Raw genomic sequence first — 16441 nt, forward strand, 5'->3', positions numbered from 1 at the left:
TTGGAAAAATCTTCAATGATTTAAAAGAGTGCGCCCTTTGGGGCATACTCTCTTAAATCATTGGGAATTGCTATATAAGTGAATGATTTTAGGAATTTTAATATCTCCCTGCTCAATACTTTTTAGCACATTGGCTATTCCTTCTTTACCACTGATCTGGACAGTGCGTAATATTTCTAAACTATCTTCTAACAGAGTTTCCACATCAATGGATTGATAATCAGGCAGATAGGCAGGTAAGCGACTTGTGCCTTCGCCTAATAGAATTGTCGCGCCATGCCAATTAGCATTGCTTAAATGATATAGTCCCACCGCAATTTGTAAAATCCCTTGATAAAAAGCCCGATCGCTTTGCCAAGCATCATTCCAAATCGCCTCTAGGGTATCGTGACAGGTGTAATAGTCGCCATTATTAAATTGGGCGATCGCTTCTCCAAACATCGCATTTTCCATTTCAAATTCCCTTAGAGTCCCTGCGCTGACCATTTCCAGTATTTAGAGTATTTGCGCGATCGCTTGTTTCTGCTCCGCATCATATCCCCACTTGTCCAAAAAATTAACGTATTCACCGCTATTGTTGAGCGCCGAATCCTTCATGGTGATTGCAATGGTGCGAACTTCCGCAAGATCAACCTTCTCAATTAAAAGAGCCGTACGACGTGCGACGCGATCGGAACCTTGGGCTTGATCTTCATGACCCGAACGACGGTGGGTAATTGCCATCGCCGTAGACATTGCTAAATTTTTGACTAGTAATTCGGCGATCGCGTCAGGAGCCGATTGCAAAGCGCGAATCACGCTAGGGCTAGGGGCATCGGCAAGTTGCCATTCACCTGTGAGAAAGCATACAAAAAAACCTCTTGCCCCATTAGATGTTTGGACAAGCTGAGCTATTTCAGTTTCTAGACTCACCTCATCTAGATCGCTACGCGATAGTAAGGCTTCGGTATAGGCGATCGCTTCTTCAAAGGTCATAACTGTCATTAATTGGATAAGTCCATCATATATAAAGAAAGAAAAGGCTTGCGAAGCAAGCCTTTTCTTTCTTTATATATGATCTAAACAATGGTTGGGTAGAAAGGCAGTCCAGCCATTATCGAGCTTCACTCGACAGCTAACACTAATAACTTGCTCAACAACTCCCTTGTGATTGGCGTACTGCTGACGATTAGCATTTACACAAACGCGATCGCCAACCTTGAAAGCTTTATTTTTAGAACCCGTTTCTTGCTTCTTTTCAGTCAAGTTCGGAATAGCTGCCTTCTTGAGGGTGGGAGCCGAATGAAAAGTTAGTGAAGCTGCTTGCTGCCCATTGACTTGATAGTTATAGCCCCGTCCTTGAATTAGTTGCAAACTACCAATCTGGATATTGGCTAGATACTGCACAAAGCGATCGACCGAGATCTCCATCGTCTCCGCCAAATCTTCAAACATGACAGGATAACTCCAATAATTTTCACCAACCTGTAAATCAGCAAGTTCTTTCCATGCTTCAAATAACTTCTGCCCAAACTGCGCGGCAACATCTTCAATGCGATCGCTGGCTGACTTTGTAACAGAATTTGTAGAAGAATTACTAGTGAGGGTTTCTAGGGTTCTTAGCAAGTTTTGAGCAACGCGATCGCTGGATTCTGTCCTCGTGCGTAGATATGCGAGGATTTGCTCAAACAAAGAATCACTAACATTAACAGCCATATGCTTACTCGCACTAATCGCCTCAAAAAATACCTAAAAATGTCTAAAAAATGCCTAAGAATACTTTTTTGCAAGCTCAGCATAGAAAAAACCTAGTTTATAGACAGTTCTAATATGCTTATTGACCTGCTTTAAGCTAACACCAATAAGTTAACACCAATTTGTCTACGAACTAAATCTTGCAACATTTTTCCAGATTTTTGTCCTCGGCTATATAAAACGCAAAAGAAGGTGGTGGCGCTTTGCGCCACCACCTTCTTTTGCGTTTTATATAGCCTTGTCCCAATTTTTTGGTAAAGGTTCATTACAAAGCTGATGAATTTCGGTAATGCGATCAAATAACCAAGGGTAGTTATGGCGATAGTGGGGGATCAATCCCAGAGGCGATAGTAATGCGGCGGCGGTTAAGTCGGCAACACTAAAGCGATCGCCTACTAAATAGCCATCCTGCCAAAATTCACTGAGCATAGCGATCGCGTCAGCAATACGTTGGGCGGCTTGTTTTGCAGTTTGGGCATTAATGCCATATTGCGATCGCACAATGGCAATCACCGCCTGACTCATTAACGAAGGATCAAGCTGTTTCCCCTCTTTAGCGCGAAATTCGTAATAGACGAATCTCGTAGCCGTACCAATTGATTCATCAAAATGATCCTCTAAGCGTAAAGCTTCTTTCTGGTCTAAAGGCTCCTCCAGATAAAGAGGCGGATTAGGTTGATAAGCCTCCAGAAAGCGAATAATTTCGGTCGAGTCCGCAACTACGGCGGGGCAGTTTTTTTGTTGCGGTAATAAAACGGGAACAGTCTTATTACCTGACAGGGGCTTAACTCTCAATATATGTAGCCCCGGGGTGAGATTTTCGACTTGATAGGAAATTTGCTTGTAGCCAAGGGCTAACCTAGCTTTGCGGCAATAGTGGGAAGTACTGAACTGTAGTAAAAGCATGAAAATAATTTTATATAAAAGTGGCGGCGCTTCGCGTCGCCACTTTTATAGGTGTTGCCATTCTTGTTAAGCTCCAAAACCAGAAGACGAGTTGCGGCGCTTCGCGCCGCAACTCGTCTTCTGGTTTTGATTTGTTCTAACGCAAGTAACCACAGCTATATATTTAGGATTTTTTAAAAAGTGTGGCGCTTGCTTTGCAAGCACCACACTTTTTTGTAGGCATCTCGCGGCAAATATGATATAGTCTCGACTAAATTTTTACGCTTTTAGAGTGCTGTCGCCTATGCAAGCCAATCCAGTCTTCAAACCTACAACTTCTCAATCTGGTTATCAGACTGCTCAGTCTGGTTATCAAGCATCCGTACCTGTAACGGTATATCGAGAACTAGCTGCGGAGTTGCAATCTACTCAAGCTAAGCTGTCTTTTTTTCAGTTACAAAATGAGCAGTTAACTCGACAAAATCAGATGTTGCTGCAAGAGTTTGAAGCGATCGCCCAAGCGACAGACCGAGTGCAAGCAATTCTGACCCAGTCAAATCTGCCTGATGCCAAGCTATCCGAAGTTTTAGCAGGTATTCGCGCCTCTTCTCAAATCAACCCTGCCCCATCTCGAAGCAATTCCCCTAATCAAGGTCGTCCCCCTGCCTCGAAGCCCGTGCCTGCGGATAAGCCCACAACCCAGACAAGTCCCCGCAAAACCTCGGTGCAACAAACCAGCAATGCGATTCAAGAAGCGATTTCTAGGGCTAGACAAATCGCCAATGAGCCATCTCCCGCTAACGCTAATGAGCCAGCTTTAGGTGACGCTTTATATTACGACAGTTCCTTTGCGGCTTTTGATACACCTACTCCCATGGCAACGCCACCGAAGACATTACCTAAGCTAGAAATTCGTGAGGAAGTGTCGTCGCGTCCTCTGCGTAATGAAGCAAGGGAAGAAGCGAGCGAGTCGAGTGGTTTAAGTGGTTGGGTGTTAACCCTCACGATTGTCGCGATCGTGCTTACCTCCTTTGGGGCTGGCTATTTACTCATGCGCCCCTTTGTTAAATAGATTTTTCAAAAGTTTAGCTTGGCAATTTTTCCCAGAAAGCGAGTTGTGGTGCGAAGATCCCCAACTCGCTTTTTATTTTTTTAATAGCAGGGCGGCGCTTTGTGACGCCTATCTCTCTCCCTTCTATTGTTGTTATACCAAATGAAGAAATGGCTACGCCATTTCTTCATTTAAAAACCTTACTGGGTTTGGTTTTTAAATCACAAAAGTGTGGCAACACTTTCGTGATTTGGTATTAATATAGCTGTGGTCAATCTTATTAGGACACAAAACCAGAAGGCGAGTTGCGGCGCTTCTTAGGTTTTGATTTGTCCTAACGCAAGTGACCACAGCTATACCTTTAACGACAGCGATATAATTGGTAAAGTTTGTATAAAAGATGCATGGATAGACGTAAGTTTTTAGTATTAGGTGGAGCCGCGATCGCTGGTATTGGGGGATGCCAATGGTCAAATCCTTTTGATCAAAGAGAACGTCTCCGAATTGCAGGACTACTGGGTGCTTTGCCTAGCAAAGTTATTAATCAATTTGAGTCTAGCTCTCCCCAAAAAATAGAATTTAAAGCTGAAAACTTACCCTCAAAACTTTGGCAAGAACTACAAAATTACGCCAATCTCAAAGAGCCAGACAAGGAAAAAATACCGCATCTGACCAGTATTGGTGACGCATGGCTAGATCTGGCGATCGCCCAGTCCTTAATTCAGCCGATCCCCCCCAATCTCTTAGCCAAAATTCCGCAATGGCAAAAGTTATCGCCTCTTTGGCAACAAAGCGTAACCCGTGAAAATCAAGTATGGGGAATTCCCTATCGGTGGGGCGCAACAGCGATCGCCTACCGTAGCGATAAACTCAAATTTCCCATTACCCAATGGTCAGATCTATGGCGATCGGAACTTAAGGGGAAACTGACTCTGCCCGATGATGCTCGCGAAGTAATTGGGTTAGTCCTCAAAAAAATGGGGCAGTCCTACCAACACGAAAATTTATTAGCCCATCCAGATATTGGCAAAATTACCCAAGAACTTAAAAGTCTCCATGCTCAAGTTCTGACCTATTCTTCAGATAATTATTTGCAATCTCTGCTTTCCGATGACAGCTTAGTTGCCGTGGGCTGGACAAGTGATATGTATAAAGCCCAGCGCCAAAACCCCGATCTCAAAGTCGTCATTCCTCAAGAGGGAACTGCCATTTGGCATGATATGTGGGTAATACCTAAAGGAGCAGTGGCGATCTCGGCGGCGGAATGGATGAATTTTTGTCTGACTCCTGCGATCGCGGCGCAAATTACATCTTTAACGGATGCGGTGAGTCCTTCTAGTGAATTAGAGCAAGTACCAGCGAGCGTGAAGGCTGATCCGATCAAGTTTTTTGCTCAGGATATTTTTGCGAAAAGTGAATTAATCGCCACCTTACCGCCTTCGGCTGTAACCCAATACAAAGATCTCTGGACTAAGCTGCGATCGGGAATGTTATAAATAAATTACCAAAGCCCGTAAAGTTGCGCCCCGTAGGGGCGCAACTTTACGGGCTTTGGTTAGTATTACTGATTGAAAGGGTAATTATAATCACTGCGTTTGCGCCAATCAATTTCATTGTTGATAGATCTATGCAAACATTCCTCCACAATAAATGGAGCATTGCGCCAAGTAATATCATCCCTTTGCAAAATCCAACACACCTGCTCGATCGCCTCTTCCACCTCGGCTTCAAATCTAGCTAAGGGCAAAGGCATTTTTTCGAGATTAGGAGACTCTACACAGACGGAGATCGCTTCCTTTAAAACGGCAACAACTTCCTTTCCATAAACTTCTCTAGCCCTTAGTCTCAAAGATTTATAGCCCTTCTCCGAAGTGGCATACATGGGAGGCAACCGATTCAACACATAGGCAGTTGCTTCGCCTAGATCTACTGTTTCCGCGATCGCAGGATGGAGCTTTTGGACTTGGTGATACGCAAGGGACAGTACTAACTTTTCTAAGACATTACTGAACTGATAATTGGCATCAACCATATAGGTTTGAAAGTCTTTAGCCTTCTGCTCATCCTTAGCAATACTGGACACATTTTGGACTTGTCTACCTTTCCAAGTAATTTCAGGAGGTCGGCGACTAAAAGCAGTTTCGTCTTTGCCTACTGCTTCGCGCTTGGCTGTATAGCTGTAGGTGTTACTGACCGCACTTTTAAGCTTGACGGTCATCAAGGCATTTTCGAGCGCCGTGGGGACATCTTTCCAAGTCGCATTTTCTGCGCCTAAAATTTGTTGGAGGGCGGCAAGCGCTCGCGCATGACTGGCTACTTCTTGCACAGGCAATGGACTCGCATCTCTTAGAGCATCAGGTTTGACACTGACTAAGGCACGCCTGACCGCCGATTCAATCTGGGGTCGCATTTCACTTATTGCCTTTTTGCGTTGTCTTACCCATCCCGCTTTTGATGTGGCATACATCGGCGGGAGGCGATTAAGCGCATAGGCTGCGACTTCACTTAAATTAATTTGATCTCGGCGGTACTGGGGTAAATGTGAAATTTGCAAATCAATTTCAGCAATTACCAACTCCTCTATTGCATTTTTGCAACTTTGCATATCAAGCCTTCCCAAACCCAATATGAAATTGAATTTTTACTAAAACAAAAAACATCACATTTCAACTACTGTAAATTTTTTAAGCTTTCTTAAGTCTTTAAATAAATTCTTAAATAATTGCAAATTTAGTTAAGCTAATTTAGTCGAAATAAATATGTGATTTACATGTAATTGACATTAGGATTGAGGGTTTTAGATTTAAAAAACATCCAGTCATTATAACAAGCCCAGATCAGATCAGGAATAAACAATTGATATAGCAAGGCTAGTTTTTTTAACCCTAAAAGCTGTGGCGCACATGCAAGGTACGTCACTTTGTTATTTGCTGCGATCAATTCGGTAAAGCCATATCATTAGCGCTAAAACCCCAATTTGCAAAGCAAAATTCCCTAAATTCGCTTCCAGTTCACCATTTCCAGCGATCAGTCTCGCAAAAAATACCACCGCACCAATAAATCCCGATCCTGCAAAGGCTAAATAAATAAATATGCGGAGACCCCGATAGGGAGATTTTGCTTCACGTCTTAGGCGATCGTATTGTTGTTGATTAAGTTTTGACATCACAAATTTTATTATTTTATCTTTTTAATTTTTATTCAATAGTAAAATCTTCATCAATTCAACAATTCTCTTCGGAAACTAGTTTTGGTATTTCCAGCACCTTCGGTGCTGGAAATACCAAAACTAGTTTCTAAAAACCAATTTTTACCATGAGAATTGCTGCAATGATTTTGGTATGAGGATTTGGTTCAATGCTTAATATGCCCCGATGCTATCAATTTTGTAGTTTGTCATTTTTGTCATTACTCAGCTTAGCGATCGCCTTGCCTGCGATCGCCGACGAAAATGCTCAGCGATCGCTCGACATTATGCTTGATACTTCGCTTAAGCCAGTATCAAGCGAGCAAAATAATTCTGTCGCACAGGTAAATGCCGTATCTCAGCTTAGCGATGTCCGCACCACAGACTGGGCTTTTACCTCTTTGCAGTCCCTCGTCGAGCGCTATGGCTGTATCTCTGGTTATCCCGATCGCACCTTTCGCGGTAAACAAGCTCTAAGCCGTTATGAATTTGCCGCAGGTTTAAATGCTTGCTTAGACAAAGTCAATGAGATTATTTCCGCAGGGCTAGCCGACAAAGTTAGCAAGGAAGATTTGGCAACTTTGAGCAAGTTGCAAGAAGAATTTGCCGTTGAACTTGCCACATTGCGAGGTAGGGTTGATAGCCTTGAGGCAAAAACTAGCAAACTCGAAGCCCAACAATTTTCTACTACTACCAAGCTCTCTGGCGAAGCAATTTTTGCTGTTAGCGGCGTTTCCACAGGTGGCGACACGCTGGCAAGTCCTTTTGGTGGCACTGCTCCGAGTAAACAAAATATTGTTTTCCAAAACCGTGTCCGTTTAAACTTGCTCACCAGTTTTACAGGTAGCGATCGCCTGCGTACTCGCTTACAGGCAGGTAATGCTCAGCCCTTACTCACTTTCAATAACAGTTTGGGAGCCGCAAGTCTTCTCGCCTCCAATGATGGACGATTAGGCTTCGATGATTCCACGATCGCCACCAATAATAATTCGGTCTTTCTAGAAGCCTTAGACTATAGCTTTTCCCTAGGCAATCGGGCACGAGTGACAGTTTTTGCTAATGGCGGCAATCATTTTTATTATGCCGATACCCTTAATCCTTACCTAGATGATCAAGGTGGTGGTAAAGGCGCAATTTCCCGTTTTGGTGAGCGCAATCCCATCTATGGCATCAATGGCAATGGTGCTGGGATTGGCTTTAACTACAAAATCAGCGACAACTTTAAACTTGATGCTGGCTACTTGGCAAATACCGCCAATGTACCCACAAGCACTACAGGTAGCGGACTTACGGGTGGTAATTACTCGGCTCTAGCGCAGTTAGTATTTCAACCTAGCGATCGCTTTAAGGCGGGACTCACCTATGTGCTTGCCTATAACGGTATAAGTAGTGGTCAAACAGGATTTCGCTATGGTGGAGCAGGGCAGGCTACAGGTAGTTTCCTTGGCAATTTAATTGCTGGGGCGAGATTAATTCCTACGGATGCGGCTAGTGCGACAATTCCTGCAACCCCAGTTTCCAGCAATTCCTATGGCGCACAAGTTTCCTATAGCTTCAGTCCTAGCTTTGTCGTGGGCGGCTGGGCTGGCTACACCTCCGCTAGACTCTTTAGCCTTGGTGATGCCGACATTTGGAACTATGCCATTTCCTTTGCTTTTCCAAATCTTGGCAAAGAAGGCAATCTATTAGGAATTGTGGTGAGTGTAGAACCAACGCTCAAAGGTATCAAAACCTATGCAGGGACTTCATTGCCGCTAGCCAATAGTGATGTCTGGCATATTGAAGCGTTTTACAAATATCAAGTCACCAACAATATTTCGATTACCCCGGGAGTTGTGTGGATTGCCAATCCTAACCAAGTCTCCTCCAACAGTAATTTATTCGTTGGCACGGTCAGAACTACGTTTTCTTTCTAAACAAAACAAATGGCAGAGCCATTTGTTTTGTTTAAGTATAAAGGCGGCGCAAAGCGCCGCCTTTATACTTATTTTTTTTGATTCATGGCTGTGCGATCGCATAGCCAAATCGTATTCCCAGTAATCAAACGAGATGGATATTGATTCACATCTCCCTTGGGCGCGAGGACAGCACTAAGCGCCTTAGCCTTAGCCGCCCCCTCCACCATAAAGACAATTTCCTTGGCTTTATTAATTAAAGGAACCGTCATCGTGATCCGTGGTTGACCATCTTTATTGCCAAGGGTGACAAGGCGATCGCTAACCTTCAGAGCAGGAGTATGGGGAAATAGTGACGCAGTATGTCCGTCATCGCCCATCCCTAACAAAATCATGTCAAACTGCGGAACTTCGCCAGCATTAATACCAAAGAACTCTTGAATATGCTGTTCGTATTGAGTAGCGGCGATCGCAGGATCGTCTGCCTCCGTGGGAATCGGGTGAATATTACTAGCGGGAATATCCACGCGATCGAGCCAAGCTTGTCGCGTCATCCCCTCATTACTTTGTGGATCGGTCGCAGGGACATAGCGCTCATCGCCCCAAAACACATGCACCTTTGACCAATCCCAATCCTTTGTGGCTAAAAGTTCATACAAAACGCGAGGAGTACTCCCCCCTGCGGCAACTATGGTAAATCTTTCACCTTTAGCGATCGCCTCATTATAGGCAAGTTGACATAGTAACAATGCTCTAGAGGCTATTTCAGCGCGATCGTTCCAAATTTCTACCTGTCTAGCCATAAAAATTCCTCTGGGCAAAATTTAGTAAAGAACCGATTTTTGGGAGTGTGGCTTTGTTACACCACCAAAAATCGGTTCCTTATTTTACTGTGTGTCCCTAAAATAACTATGACTTAAAACTCAAAAACCTGTGGCGCACGCGCAGCGTGCGCCACAGGTTTTTGAGTTATGAACTAATAACACTTTTTGTATAGATATTTATCAATCAATCTATGGGATGGTGTCTTTTATTTCAATTTGTGTGAATTTTGACAGTACTAACGCGCAAATGTATTAATCTATGAATGTTAGGAAAACATTAAGGTTAAGGTAAACAATCATGTCACCTGCTATTATACGCCTCTTCTGGGACTCAGTTAACCAAGCTCATCCTAATTTGCTCCTCAATTTGGATGATGATGGTCTAATGAGTTGGTTAGTCGATCAAGTCACGCAGCGCTCTTCCCTAGATTCTCATCAGCAAAACGATCTTAGTGACTATATTAGCGATCGCTTGCCCTTGATTCGTGAAATGGCTTATCAAAATTAAGACTAGTTTCACATAGAACTTCTTTAGCATCAATTTTAGCAGCTCCCATTTATTGCGGGGATGATTGGGTTTTTAATAGTTAGTTTTTGTGAAATCTCTTAGTTAAGGCTTTAGAGAAATTATTCAGATATTTCCCACTAAACAATACTAAACAATATTGATTGTCTAAGCTGTTAAATCTTAACTTCTTAGTACTTAGTTAATTTTGCGAGTAAGAGTCTCTAATCTCTTGACTCTCAATCAACTAATTCCTCTTAACTAATCTCTACCTAATTAGTCTCTAAGTGGAAGAATTGGGGAATAGTTCACAGCCCTTTGAGACTCTCCTTCTAATTAGTTTTTTTATAAAAATTAGGACTTACGCATTTACTAGATGTAGCGCGGGCTTCGCTCGCGCCACATCTAGTAAGGTTTTCTTCATGAAAAACCTGTAATCGTTTTAAAAACACAAAATAGCGACGCTATTTTGTGTTTTGGTATAACCTATACCTATTGACAGTTATTTCTAGCGGTTATTTCTAGCGTATGGCATCTGCAAGAATTAGTGACCTATTGCGTAGCGGTCAGATTAATGAATCCTATACCGTTCGTGGCTGGGTACGCACCAAGCGAGAAGGGAAGGGAATCGCCTTCTTAGAACTAAATGATGGTTCATCTTTGCAGGGATTACAAATCGTTGTGCCTCAGACCCTTGATGGCTATGAGTCCTTGATCAAGCAAATTACCACAGGTGCATCGATCGCCGTATCTGGTCATCTGGTGGAGTCCATGGGCAAAGGGCAAAGAGTGGAAATGCAAGCCACGGATATCTCCCTGTTCGGCACTGCCGATCCTGAGACCTATCCCCTGCAAAAGAAGCGCCATTCCATCGAATTTTTAAGAACGATCGCCCATTTGCGCCCCCGAACCAATATGTTTGGGTCAGTCTTTCGGGTACGAAATGCCTGTGCCTTTGCGATTCACAAATTTTTTCAAGAGCGCGGTTTTTTATGGGTACATACGCCGATCATTACTGCTAGTGACTGTGAAGGTGCTGGGGAAATGTTTGGGGTAACCACCTTTGATTTAAATAAAGTAGCGGCAACTGGTAAATCCGTCGATTTTGCCGAAGATTTTTTTGGTAAGCCTGCCTTCTTAACCGTTAGTGGTCAGCTAGAAGCGGAAATCATGGCGATGGCTTTTTCTAATGTCTATACCTTTGGTCCCACCTTTCGCGCCGAAAATTCTAATACTTCCCGTCACCTTGCCGAATTTTGGATGATTGAGCCAGAAATGGCTTTTTGCGATCTTGAAGGTGATGCGGATCTTGCCGAAGACTTTCTCAAATATATTTTCAATCACGTTTTGGAAACTTGTCCTGAAGATATGGAGTTCTTCCAAGAACGGGTGAATGACACCGTGATGGCAAATGCGCGGAAGATTGTCGATGAAAAATTTGAGCGGATTACCTACACCGAGGCGATCGCCATTCTCGAAAAGTGTAGCAAGACATTTGAGTTTCCTGTATCGTGGGGCTTAGATCTGCAATCGGAGCATGAAAGATTCTTAGCAGAGGAGCATTTCCAAAAGCCCGTAATTGTGATGGATTACCCTCTGGGGATCAAGGCTTTTTATATGCGGGTGAATGACGGTACGAGTAGCGATCGCCAAACTGTCCGCGCCATGGATATCCTTGCCCCCGGGGTTGGCGAAATTATTGGCGGCTCTCAGCGCGAAGAACGTCTTGATGTTTTGGAAGCCAGAATCCGCAGTGTCGGCTTAAATCCAGAGGACTATTGGTGGTATCTCGACTTACGCCGTTATGGCACTGTGCCTCATGCCGGTTTTGGGCTTGGCTTTGAGCGTTTGGTGCAGTTCATCACAGGCATGGGCAATATCCGTGATGTGATTCCTTTTCCACGTTTTCCCCAAAGTGCGGAATTTTAAAAATAAAGAACGCTCTGCGCTCTTTATTTTTGAATGCTGAATTTTAAGAATAAAGAACACAGAATGTTCTGGATTTTTTTAAAGCATAAAGAACGCGGAGCGTTCTTTATGCTTTATGTGCTAATTCACCCATGATGTAAGTGGCGGCGATCGCGCGATCGTCGCCCATGATAATAGTGGCGAATAATTGGTCGGAGATTTCGGCTAGCGTTAAAGGTTCAGCTTGATTGAGAGGTTTATTTCGCAACGCCATAATCGGAGTTGATCGCGGATCTAGCACCACAAAATCAGCCTCTTTCCCGATCTCAAAATTACCTAATTTATCCTCAAGGCATAAGGCTCTAGCGCCGCCTAAAGTTGCTAAAAATAACGCCTGAAAAGCTGATAACTTTTGCGATCGCAATTGGGCAACTTGATAGGCAGCACAGGCAGTTTTTAAAATTGAGAAACTAGTTCCTGCGCCCACATCAGTCCCCAATCCTACCTTAACAGGAGTTTCCTGCGACTTTGCCTTTTCGATTTTAAATAGCCCACTGCCTAGAAACATATTGGAAGTCGGGCAAAAGGCGATCGCCGAATTTGCCGCCGAGAGTCGGGCAAATTCTTGATCGGTCAGTTGCACACCATGAGCAAATATTGATCGTTCCCCCACTAAGCCCGCCTGATCATAAACATCTAAATAACCTGCACTCTCAGGAAAAACTTCGGCAACAAATTCCACTTCTTTCACATTTTCCGAAAGATGGGTATGCATGTAAACATCGGGAAATTCGGCTAATAATTTACCTGCGTTACTCAATTGCTCAGGAGAAGACGTAACCGCAAAACGGGGCGTAACGGCATAGAGCAAGCGATCGCACTTATGCCATTTCTCAATTAGCTGCTTAGTTTCTATGTAAGAGGAATCGGCAGTGTCAGTCAAAAAATCTGGAGCATTACGATCCATCATCACTTTCCCCGCAATCATCCGCAAATTGCGGCGCTGAGCCTCCTCAAAAAAAGCATCCGTTGATTGGGGAAATACGGACGTAAATACTAGCGCTGTCGTAGTTCCATTGCGTAATAGCTCATCTAGAAAAATGGAGGCAATTTCTAAAGCATAATTGCGATCGGCAAATTTTCTTTCGGTAGGAAATGTATAGGTACTCAGCCATTCTAATAACTGCTCCCCATAGGCGGCGATCATTTCTGTCTGGGGGAAATGAATATGGGTATCGATAAATCCTGAAACGATCAGATTGTGGAGATACTCTGTAATCGGAATCTCGGCATATTTTGTTCGTAAATCTTGGTAATTGCCTAAATCCTTAACCTTGCCATTTTCCACTACCAGCAAGCCATCAGAAAAATATCGAATACAATCGGTTTCAGGTAAATAAAAAGGATCAGCGATCGTATCTAAAAAGCTGGCTCGAAATCCTTGGATGGTTTGGCTTGGCATTGGTAGAAGGCATTTTTGAGAGAAGTCAAGATATCTTTATCATCTATCTTGTTTTAGCAAACATATTCTTTTCTCTTTTGGTAATGAGCGTAGTCACAAAAATTACAAACCCATAACTTTAAAAAGATTGTCCCTTTGGGACAATCTTTTTAAAGTTATGGCTGTCGTCGCTGGGGTTAATTCTAAGCCCAGAGGTTTTTAAAAGCGTTCTAAGTAGCTGGGCGCAATTAAAAAGTGCGCGGTAAAGCCGCGCACTTTTTATAACGTTAATGGGCAAAAACGTCAGCATAACCCATTAAATCTAGATATATCAGCGTAGGAATATGAGCAAAGCAAGCTTTGGCTAGATCGTAACGATTTTCGCGAATTAACATATCAATTAACTTCCGTTGCACTGGCAACAGGTAGCGCACATCATTGGCAGCATATTTTAATTGCGCCTCCGAAAGCACATGGACATTGCCCCAATCAGAGGATTGTGAGGTTTTGTCCAGTTCTACTTTCTCCAGTTCTTTTACTAGCTCCTTTAAGCCATGCTTATCGGTATATGTCCTTGCTAACTTACTCGCTATTTTGGTGCAAAAAATGGGATGGGTGGCAATGCTGAGATGGGCTTCGAGCATGGCAACATCAAAACGAGCAAAGTGAAAAACTTTGGTTACATCAGGAGCTTCAAACAAAATCTTTAGATTTGGGGCAAGATTAATACCTCGCTCAATGCGTACTAAGCTGACGCTATCCTGTTCGTTGCAAATTTGAATTAAGCATAGGCGATCGCGTCGGGGAATCAGCCCCATCGTTTCCGTGTCAACCGCGATCGCCTCACAACCCAGATATTCTTGGAGGGTGTCAAAATCGATATCGTTGTCAAAAATTTTAAAAGCTGGCATTTTTATCGTTGAGATTAAATCTTTAGTTTAGCTCCAGCCATATTTATACCCCCTTTATGCTGCTTAGTATCAATTTTAAAAACTTCACAATCTCTTTTAGTTATGCAAGCTACTGTATATAGACAAAATGATTTTTAATCCTTAGAATTAGGGACTAACTAGTAATTGATATAGATTGGATGAAATCATCGAAGTAAAAGCTTCGTAACCCTGAGCAAGTATTTTGCAGGAAAGTTAAATAATGCAAATAGAGCTTGTACGTGAGATCATCCAAATCTTAAATCAATCTTTAATCCGAGACTCGTCCCAAAAATTATTACCACAGATAGAGTATCCCTAAATGCTCGCGTCGATAGACAAGAGAGCTTAAGCGCTCTTGCCACTAGTAGCCACTGATAAATAGTTCTACAAGACATTTAGGATTGCTATCGATCAAACTGAAACAATAAATTTGATTTCAAGTCAAGTTTATTAGTTTTTTATCATTTTATTTTTGATGAAATGATATTTACAAAAGAATTTTCTTGCCATTTGTTAAGAATATTAGTTTAAATTAGAATTTTTCTAAATTAATTCTTTTAAATGTTGAGCAAATTGAGTTCTGATATTTGACGATTTTGTTATTTATTCAATAAATATATGTCTAAAATCTTTAATGAGAATGATAGTTATTATTCAGATCATAATACGGATATTACTGCGGGAAGCATTGAAAAAGCTCAGCAATATATCTATGATTTTTTCTTGGATATCGTCAAATTCTATCGTCCCCAAGATATTTTAATTCAATTTGAAAAGCTTTTTATTAAATATGAAGCGATTCATAATATTTCGGCTTATAATGCCTTGGGCGAAATAATTTTTCACCATAAAGAAATAGAATTTAAAAATACACTCTTACGCTGTTGTTATATTCTTAATAACAATTGGGTTGTCAATGGCAATATTAAATTTTCTCATCAGTTAGTCGATCTTTTTTTGGCTGACTATATTAATATTCCCACTAAAATCACCAAGCTAAAAACTCTTAAGTCTTGGCTCCAAAGTTTTGTCCAAAGCGAAGAATATAGTACTTTGCGATCGCTATCTGGTAGACCTTCGGTTAGGAAAACCTATCACAATTGGTCAGAGCGATTTTCTTCCTATTTGTTGACTTCCGAATGTATTGACCTCAATAAATCTAAAGAACAAAGGCAATATGCGGAGATCGTCTCTCGCAAACTCAAAAAGCAGTTTAAGTTTGATCTTGCTTTATATACAGCCCGTCTTGACTCTCAAGCTAAGGCAAATGTGACTCAACCAAATCCCACCACTTTAGGAGATGGGGTATTAATTTTAATTAAAAGAATTTTAAGTAAACAAGGTGGTGAAAACTTTAGAAATATCGCTAAAGCTTTTCGGAAAAGAAGTCATAAAATGAATTTCAAAGAATTTAAAGATAGTCTACTGGCATATTTAGGTATATCTCAAGATGACTTAGAAGTTACCGAGGTCATGAGAATAAATGTGGTGCAGAAGCTGCAACATTTCCAAGAATATGCCGATGATCAACCGATGACTTTGAGCTTACTTTATGTAACCTGTAATCGAGTTTTACAATACCTACTCTTGAATGAAAAGCGTAAGCCTTCAGAGTTTTTACGACTGTCTTTAGAATATAACAATTTGCTAAATCCCGTAATTTTGTTATTAAAAACTGTCCTCATTTGCCCTCATAGTCGGTTGTATTTGGAAAGCTACACTGCGGAATTAATTAAGTTTTATAGTGGCTATGAGGAGTCAGAATGTCGTTCTTTTATTAATTTTCTGGATATGCTAAATGTGATCTTAGCTGTCTTTGATGAAGACACTGACTATAGCTTGATCAAAATGAAACAAGAGAAAAATGCCTGTGCTTTTTCAGATACTAATTTAGACGATTATCGGATTTTCTCTCAAACAAAAAAAACAGAAAATTCAATTGTCCCAAATAACGATCCTCAAAACACGACAAAAACCTTGCCGCCTTCTAATACCAAATGAAGAAATGGCTACGCCATTTCTTCATTAAAAAACTTACTGGGTTTAGTTTTTAAATCACGAAAGTGGGGAAACACTTTC

The 16441-nt window shown here is 42.0% G+C and carries 16 protein-coding genes; 6 read left to right on the plus strand and 10 right to left on the minus strand.

All coding sequences use genetic code 11. The annotated features are described in order from the left end of the window. Positions 1 to 57 precede the first annotated feature (57 nt). The 4 genes from H6F42_RS12685 to H6F42_RS12700 form a co-directional block, all read right to left on the minus strand. Complete coding sequence (locus H6F42_RS12685) at positions 58 to 453, minus strand: DUF309 domain-containing protein (RefSeq protein ID WP_190399722.1); 396 nt, start codon at positions 451 to 453, stop codon at positions 58 to 60. Between the two features lie 42 nt (positions 454 to 495). Beyond that, the gene (locus H6F42_RS12690) at positions 496 to 975 is read right to left on the minus strand and encodes a hypothetical protein (protein WP_190399723.1); all 480 of its coding nucleotides are present in this window, start codon (positions 973 to 975) and stop codon (positions 496 to 498) included. A 72-nt stretch (positions 976 to 1047) separates the two neighbouring features. Further along, positions 1048 to 1695 (minus strand): hypothetical protein, encoded by a 648-nt coding sequence (locus H6F42_RS12695; RefSeq protein ID WP_190399724.1) that lies wholly within the window; start codon positions 1693 to 1695, stop codon positions 1048 to 1050. Positions 1696 to 1962: 267 nt separating this feature from the next. Further along, complete coding sequence (locus tag H6F42_RS12700; RefSeq protein WP_190399725.1) at positions 1963 to 2640, minus strand: glutathione S-transferase family protein; 678 nt, start codon at positions 2638 to 2640, stop codon at positions 1963 to 1965. 283 nt (positions 2641 to 2923) lie between these two features. Between H6F42_RS12700 and H6F42_RS12705 the strand changes: the two genes are divergently transcribed. Continuing rightward, positions 2924 to 3691, plus strand: a complete 768-nt coding sequence (locus H6F42_RS12705; RefSeq protein ID WP_190399726.1) for a hypothetical protein — start codon at positions 2924 to 2926, stop codon at positions 3689 to 3691. Positions 3692 to 4074: 383 nt separating this feature from the next. Next, positions 4075 to 5166, plus strand: coding sequence for an extracellular solute-binding protein (locus tag H6F42_RS12710; RefSeq protein WP_190399727.1), 1092 nt, complete (start codon positions 4075 to 4077; stop codon positions 5164 to 5166). Positions 5167 to 5231: 65 nt separating this feature from the next. Here the strand turns inward: H6F42_RS12710 and H6F42_RS12715 are convergent, their stop codons facing one another. The 3 genes from H6F42_RS12715 to H6F42_RS12725 form a co-directional block, all read right to left on the minus strand. Beyond that, positions 5232 to 6275, minus strand: a complete 1044-nt coding sequence (locus H6F42_RS12715) for a late competence development ComFB family protein (protein WP_190399728.1) — start codon at positions 6273 to 6275, stop codon at positions 5232 to 5234. A gap of 161 nt (positions 6276 to 6436) precedes the next feature. Continuing rightward, positions 6437 to 6589: a hypothetical protein gene (locus H6F42_RS12720; RefSeq protein ID WP_190399729.1), complete on the minus strand. Its 153-nt coding sequence runs from the start codon at positions 6587 to 6589 to the stop codon at positions 6437 to 6439. 4 nt (positions 6590 to 6593) lie between these two features. Further along, entirely contained in the window at positions 6594 to 6836 is a 243-nt protein-coding gene (locus tag H6F42_RS12725) for a DUF3493 domain-containing protein (RefSeq protein WP_190399730.1), read from the minus strand. Positions 6837 to 7027: 191 nt separating this feature from the next. On the opposite strand from H6F42_RS12725, the gene H6F42_RS12730 reads away from it, so the two are divergent. Beyond that, a complete protein-coding gene (locus tag H6F42_RS12730; protein ID WP_242018424.1) occupies positions 7028 to 8773 on the plus strand; it encodes an iron uptake porin in 1746 nt (581 codons plus the stop codon). 68 nt (positions 8774 to 8841) lie between these two features. Here the strand turns inward: H6F42_RS12730 and pgl are convergent, their stop codons facing one another. Then, positions 8842 to 9555: a 6-phosphogluconolactonase gene (pgl, locus tag H6F42_RS12735; RefSeq protein ID WP_190399731.1), complete on the minus strand. Its 714-nt coding sequence runs from the start codon at positions 9553 to 9555 to the stop codon at positions 8842 to 8844. A gap of 319 nt (positions 9556 to 9874) precedes the next feature. On the opposite strand from pgl, the gene H6F42_RS12740 reads away from it, so the two are divergent. Together H6F42_RS12740 and asnS are read left to right on the plus strand one after the other, a co-directional pair. After that, the gene (locus H6F42_RS12740) at positions 9875 to 10084 is read left to right on the plus strand and encodes a hypothetical protein (protein ID WP_190399732.1); all 210 of its coding nucleotides are present in this window, start codon (positions 9875 to 9877) and stop codon (positions 10082 to 10084) included. A 525-nt stretch (positions 10085 to 10609) separates the two neighbouring features. Beyond that, a complete protein-coding gene (gene asnS / locus H6F42_RS12745; protein WP_190399733.1) occupies positions 10610 to 12010 on the plus strand; it encodes an asparagine--tRNA ligase in 1401 nt (466 codons plus the stop codon). A 106-nt stretch (positions 12011 to 12116) separates the two neighbouring features. Here the strand turns inward: asnS and guaD are convergent, their stop codons facing one another. Continuing rightward, a complete protein-coding gene (gene guaD / locus H6F42_RS12750) occupies positions 12117 to 13451 on the minus strand; it encodes a guanine deaminase (RefSeq protein ID WP_190399734.1) in 1335 nt (444 codons plus the stop codon). Positions 13452 to 13717: 266 nt separating this feature from the next. Next, positions 13718 to 14347, minus strand: coding sequence for a ribonuclease D (locus tag H6F42_RS12755; protein WP_347272306.1), 630 nt, complete (start codon positions 14345 to 14347; stop codon positions 13718 to 13720). A gap of 633 nt (positions 14348 to 14980) precedes the next feature. On the opposite strand from H6F42_RS12755, the gene H6F42_RS12760 reads away from it, so the two are divergent. Next, positions 14981 to 16363, plus strand: coding sequence for a hypothetical protein (locus tag H6F42_RS12760; protein ID WP_190399736.1), 1383 nt, complete (start codon positions 14981 to 14983; stop codon positions 16361 to 16363). Positions 16364 to 16441: the final 78 nt, after the last annotated feature.

This window comes from Pseudanabaena sp. FACHB-1998 (assembly GCF_014696355.1).
Lineage (GTDB): Bacteria > Cyanobacteriota > Cyanobacteriia > Pseudanabaenales > Pseudanabaenaceae > Pseudanabaena.

Coding starts and splice junctions, on each gene's coding strand:
- H6F42_RS12730 (WP_242018424.1), top strand. CDS start 7,028: ATGCTTAATATGCCCCGATGCTATCAATTTTGTAGTTTGTCATTTTTG.
- H6F42_RS12695 (WP_190399724.1), bottom strand. CDS start 1,695: ATGGCTGTTAATGTTAGTGATTCTTTGTTTGAGCAAATCCTCGCATAT.
- H6F42_RS12760 (WP_190399736.1), top strand. CDS start 14,981: ATGTCTAAAATCTTTAATGAGAATGATAGTTATTATTCAGATCATAAT.
- asnS (WP_190399733.1), top strand. CDS start 10,610: ATGGCATCTGCAAGAATTAGTGACCTATTGCGTAGCGGTCAGATTAAT.
- H6F42_RS12715 (WP_190399728.1), bottom strand. CDS start 6,275: ATGCAAAGTTGCAAAAATGCAATAGAGGAGTTGGTAATTGCTGAAATT.
- pgl (WP_190399731.1), bottom strand. CDS start 9,555: ATGGCTAGACAGGTAGAAATTTGGAACGATCGCGCTGAAATAGCCTCT.
- H6F42_RS12700 (WP_190399725.1), bottom strand. CDS start 2,640: ATGCTTTTACTACAGTTCAGTACTTCCCACTATTGCCGCAAAGCTAGG.
- H6F42_RS12685 (WP_190399722.1), bottom strand. CDS start 453: ATGGAAAATGCGATGTTTGGAGAAGCGATCGCCCAATTTAATAATGGC.
- H6F42_RS12690 (WP_190399723.1), bottom strand. CDS start 975: ATGACCTTTGAAGAAGCGATCGCCTATACCGAAGCCTTACTATCGCGT.
- H6F42_RS12705 (WP_190399726.1), top strand. CDS start 2,924: ATGCAAGCCAATCCAGTCTTCAAACCTACAACTTCTCAATCTGGTTAT.
- H6F42_RS12740 (WP_190399732.1), top strand. CDS start 9,875: ATGTCACCTGCTATTATACGCCTCTTCTGGGACTCAGTTAACCAAGCT.
- H6F42_RS12725 (WP_190399730.1), bottom strand. CDS start 6,836: ATGTCAAAACTTAATCAACAACAATACGATCGCCTAAGACGTGAAGCA.
- guaD (WP_190399734.1), bottom strand. CDS start 13,451: ATGCCAAGCCAAACCATCCAAGGATTTCGAGCCAGCTTTTTAGATACG.
- H6F42_RS12710 (WP_190399727.1), top strand. CDS start 4,075: ATGGATAGACGTAAGTTTTTAGTATTAGGTGGAGCCGCGATCGCTGGT.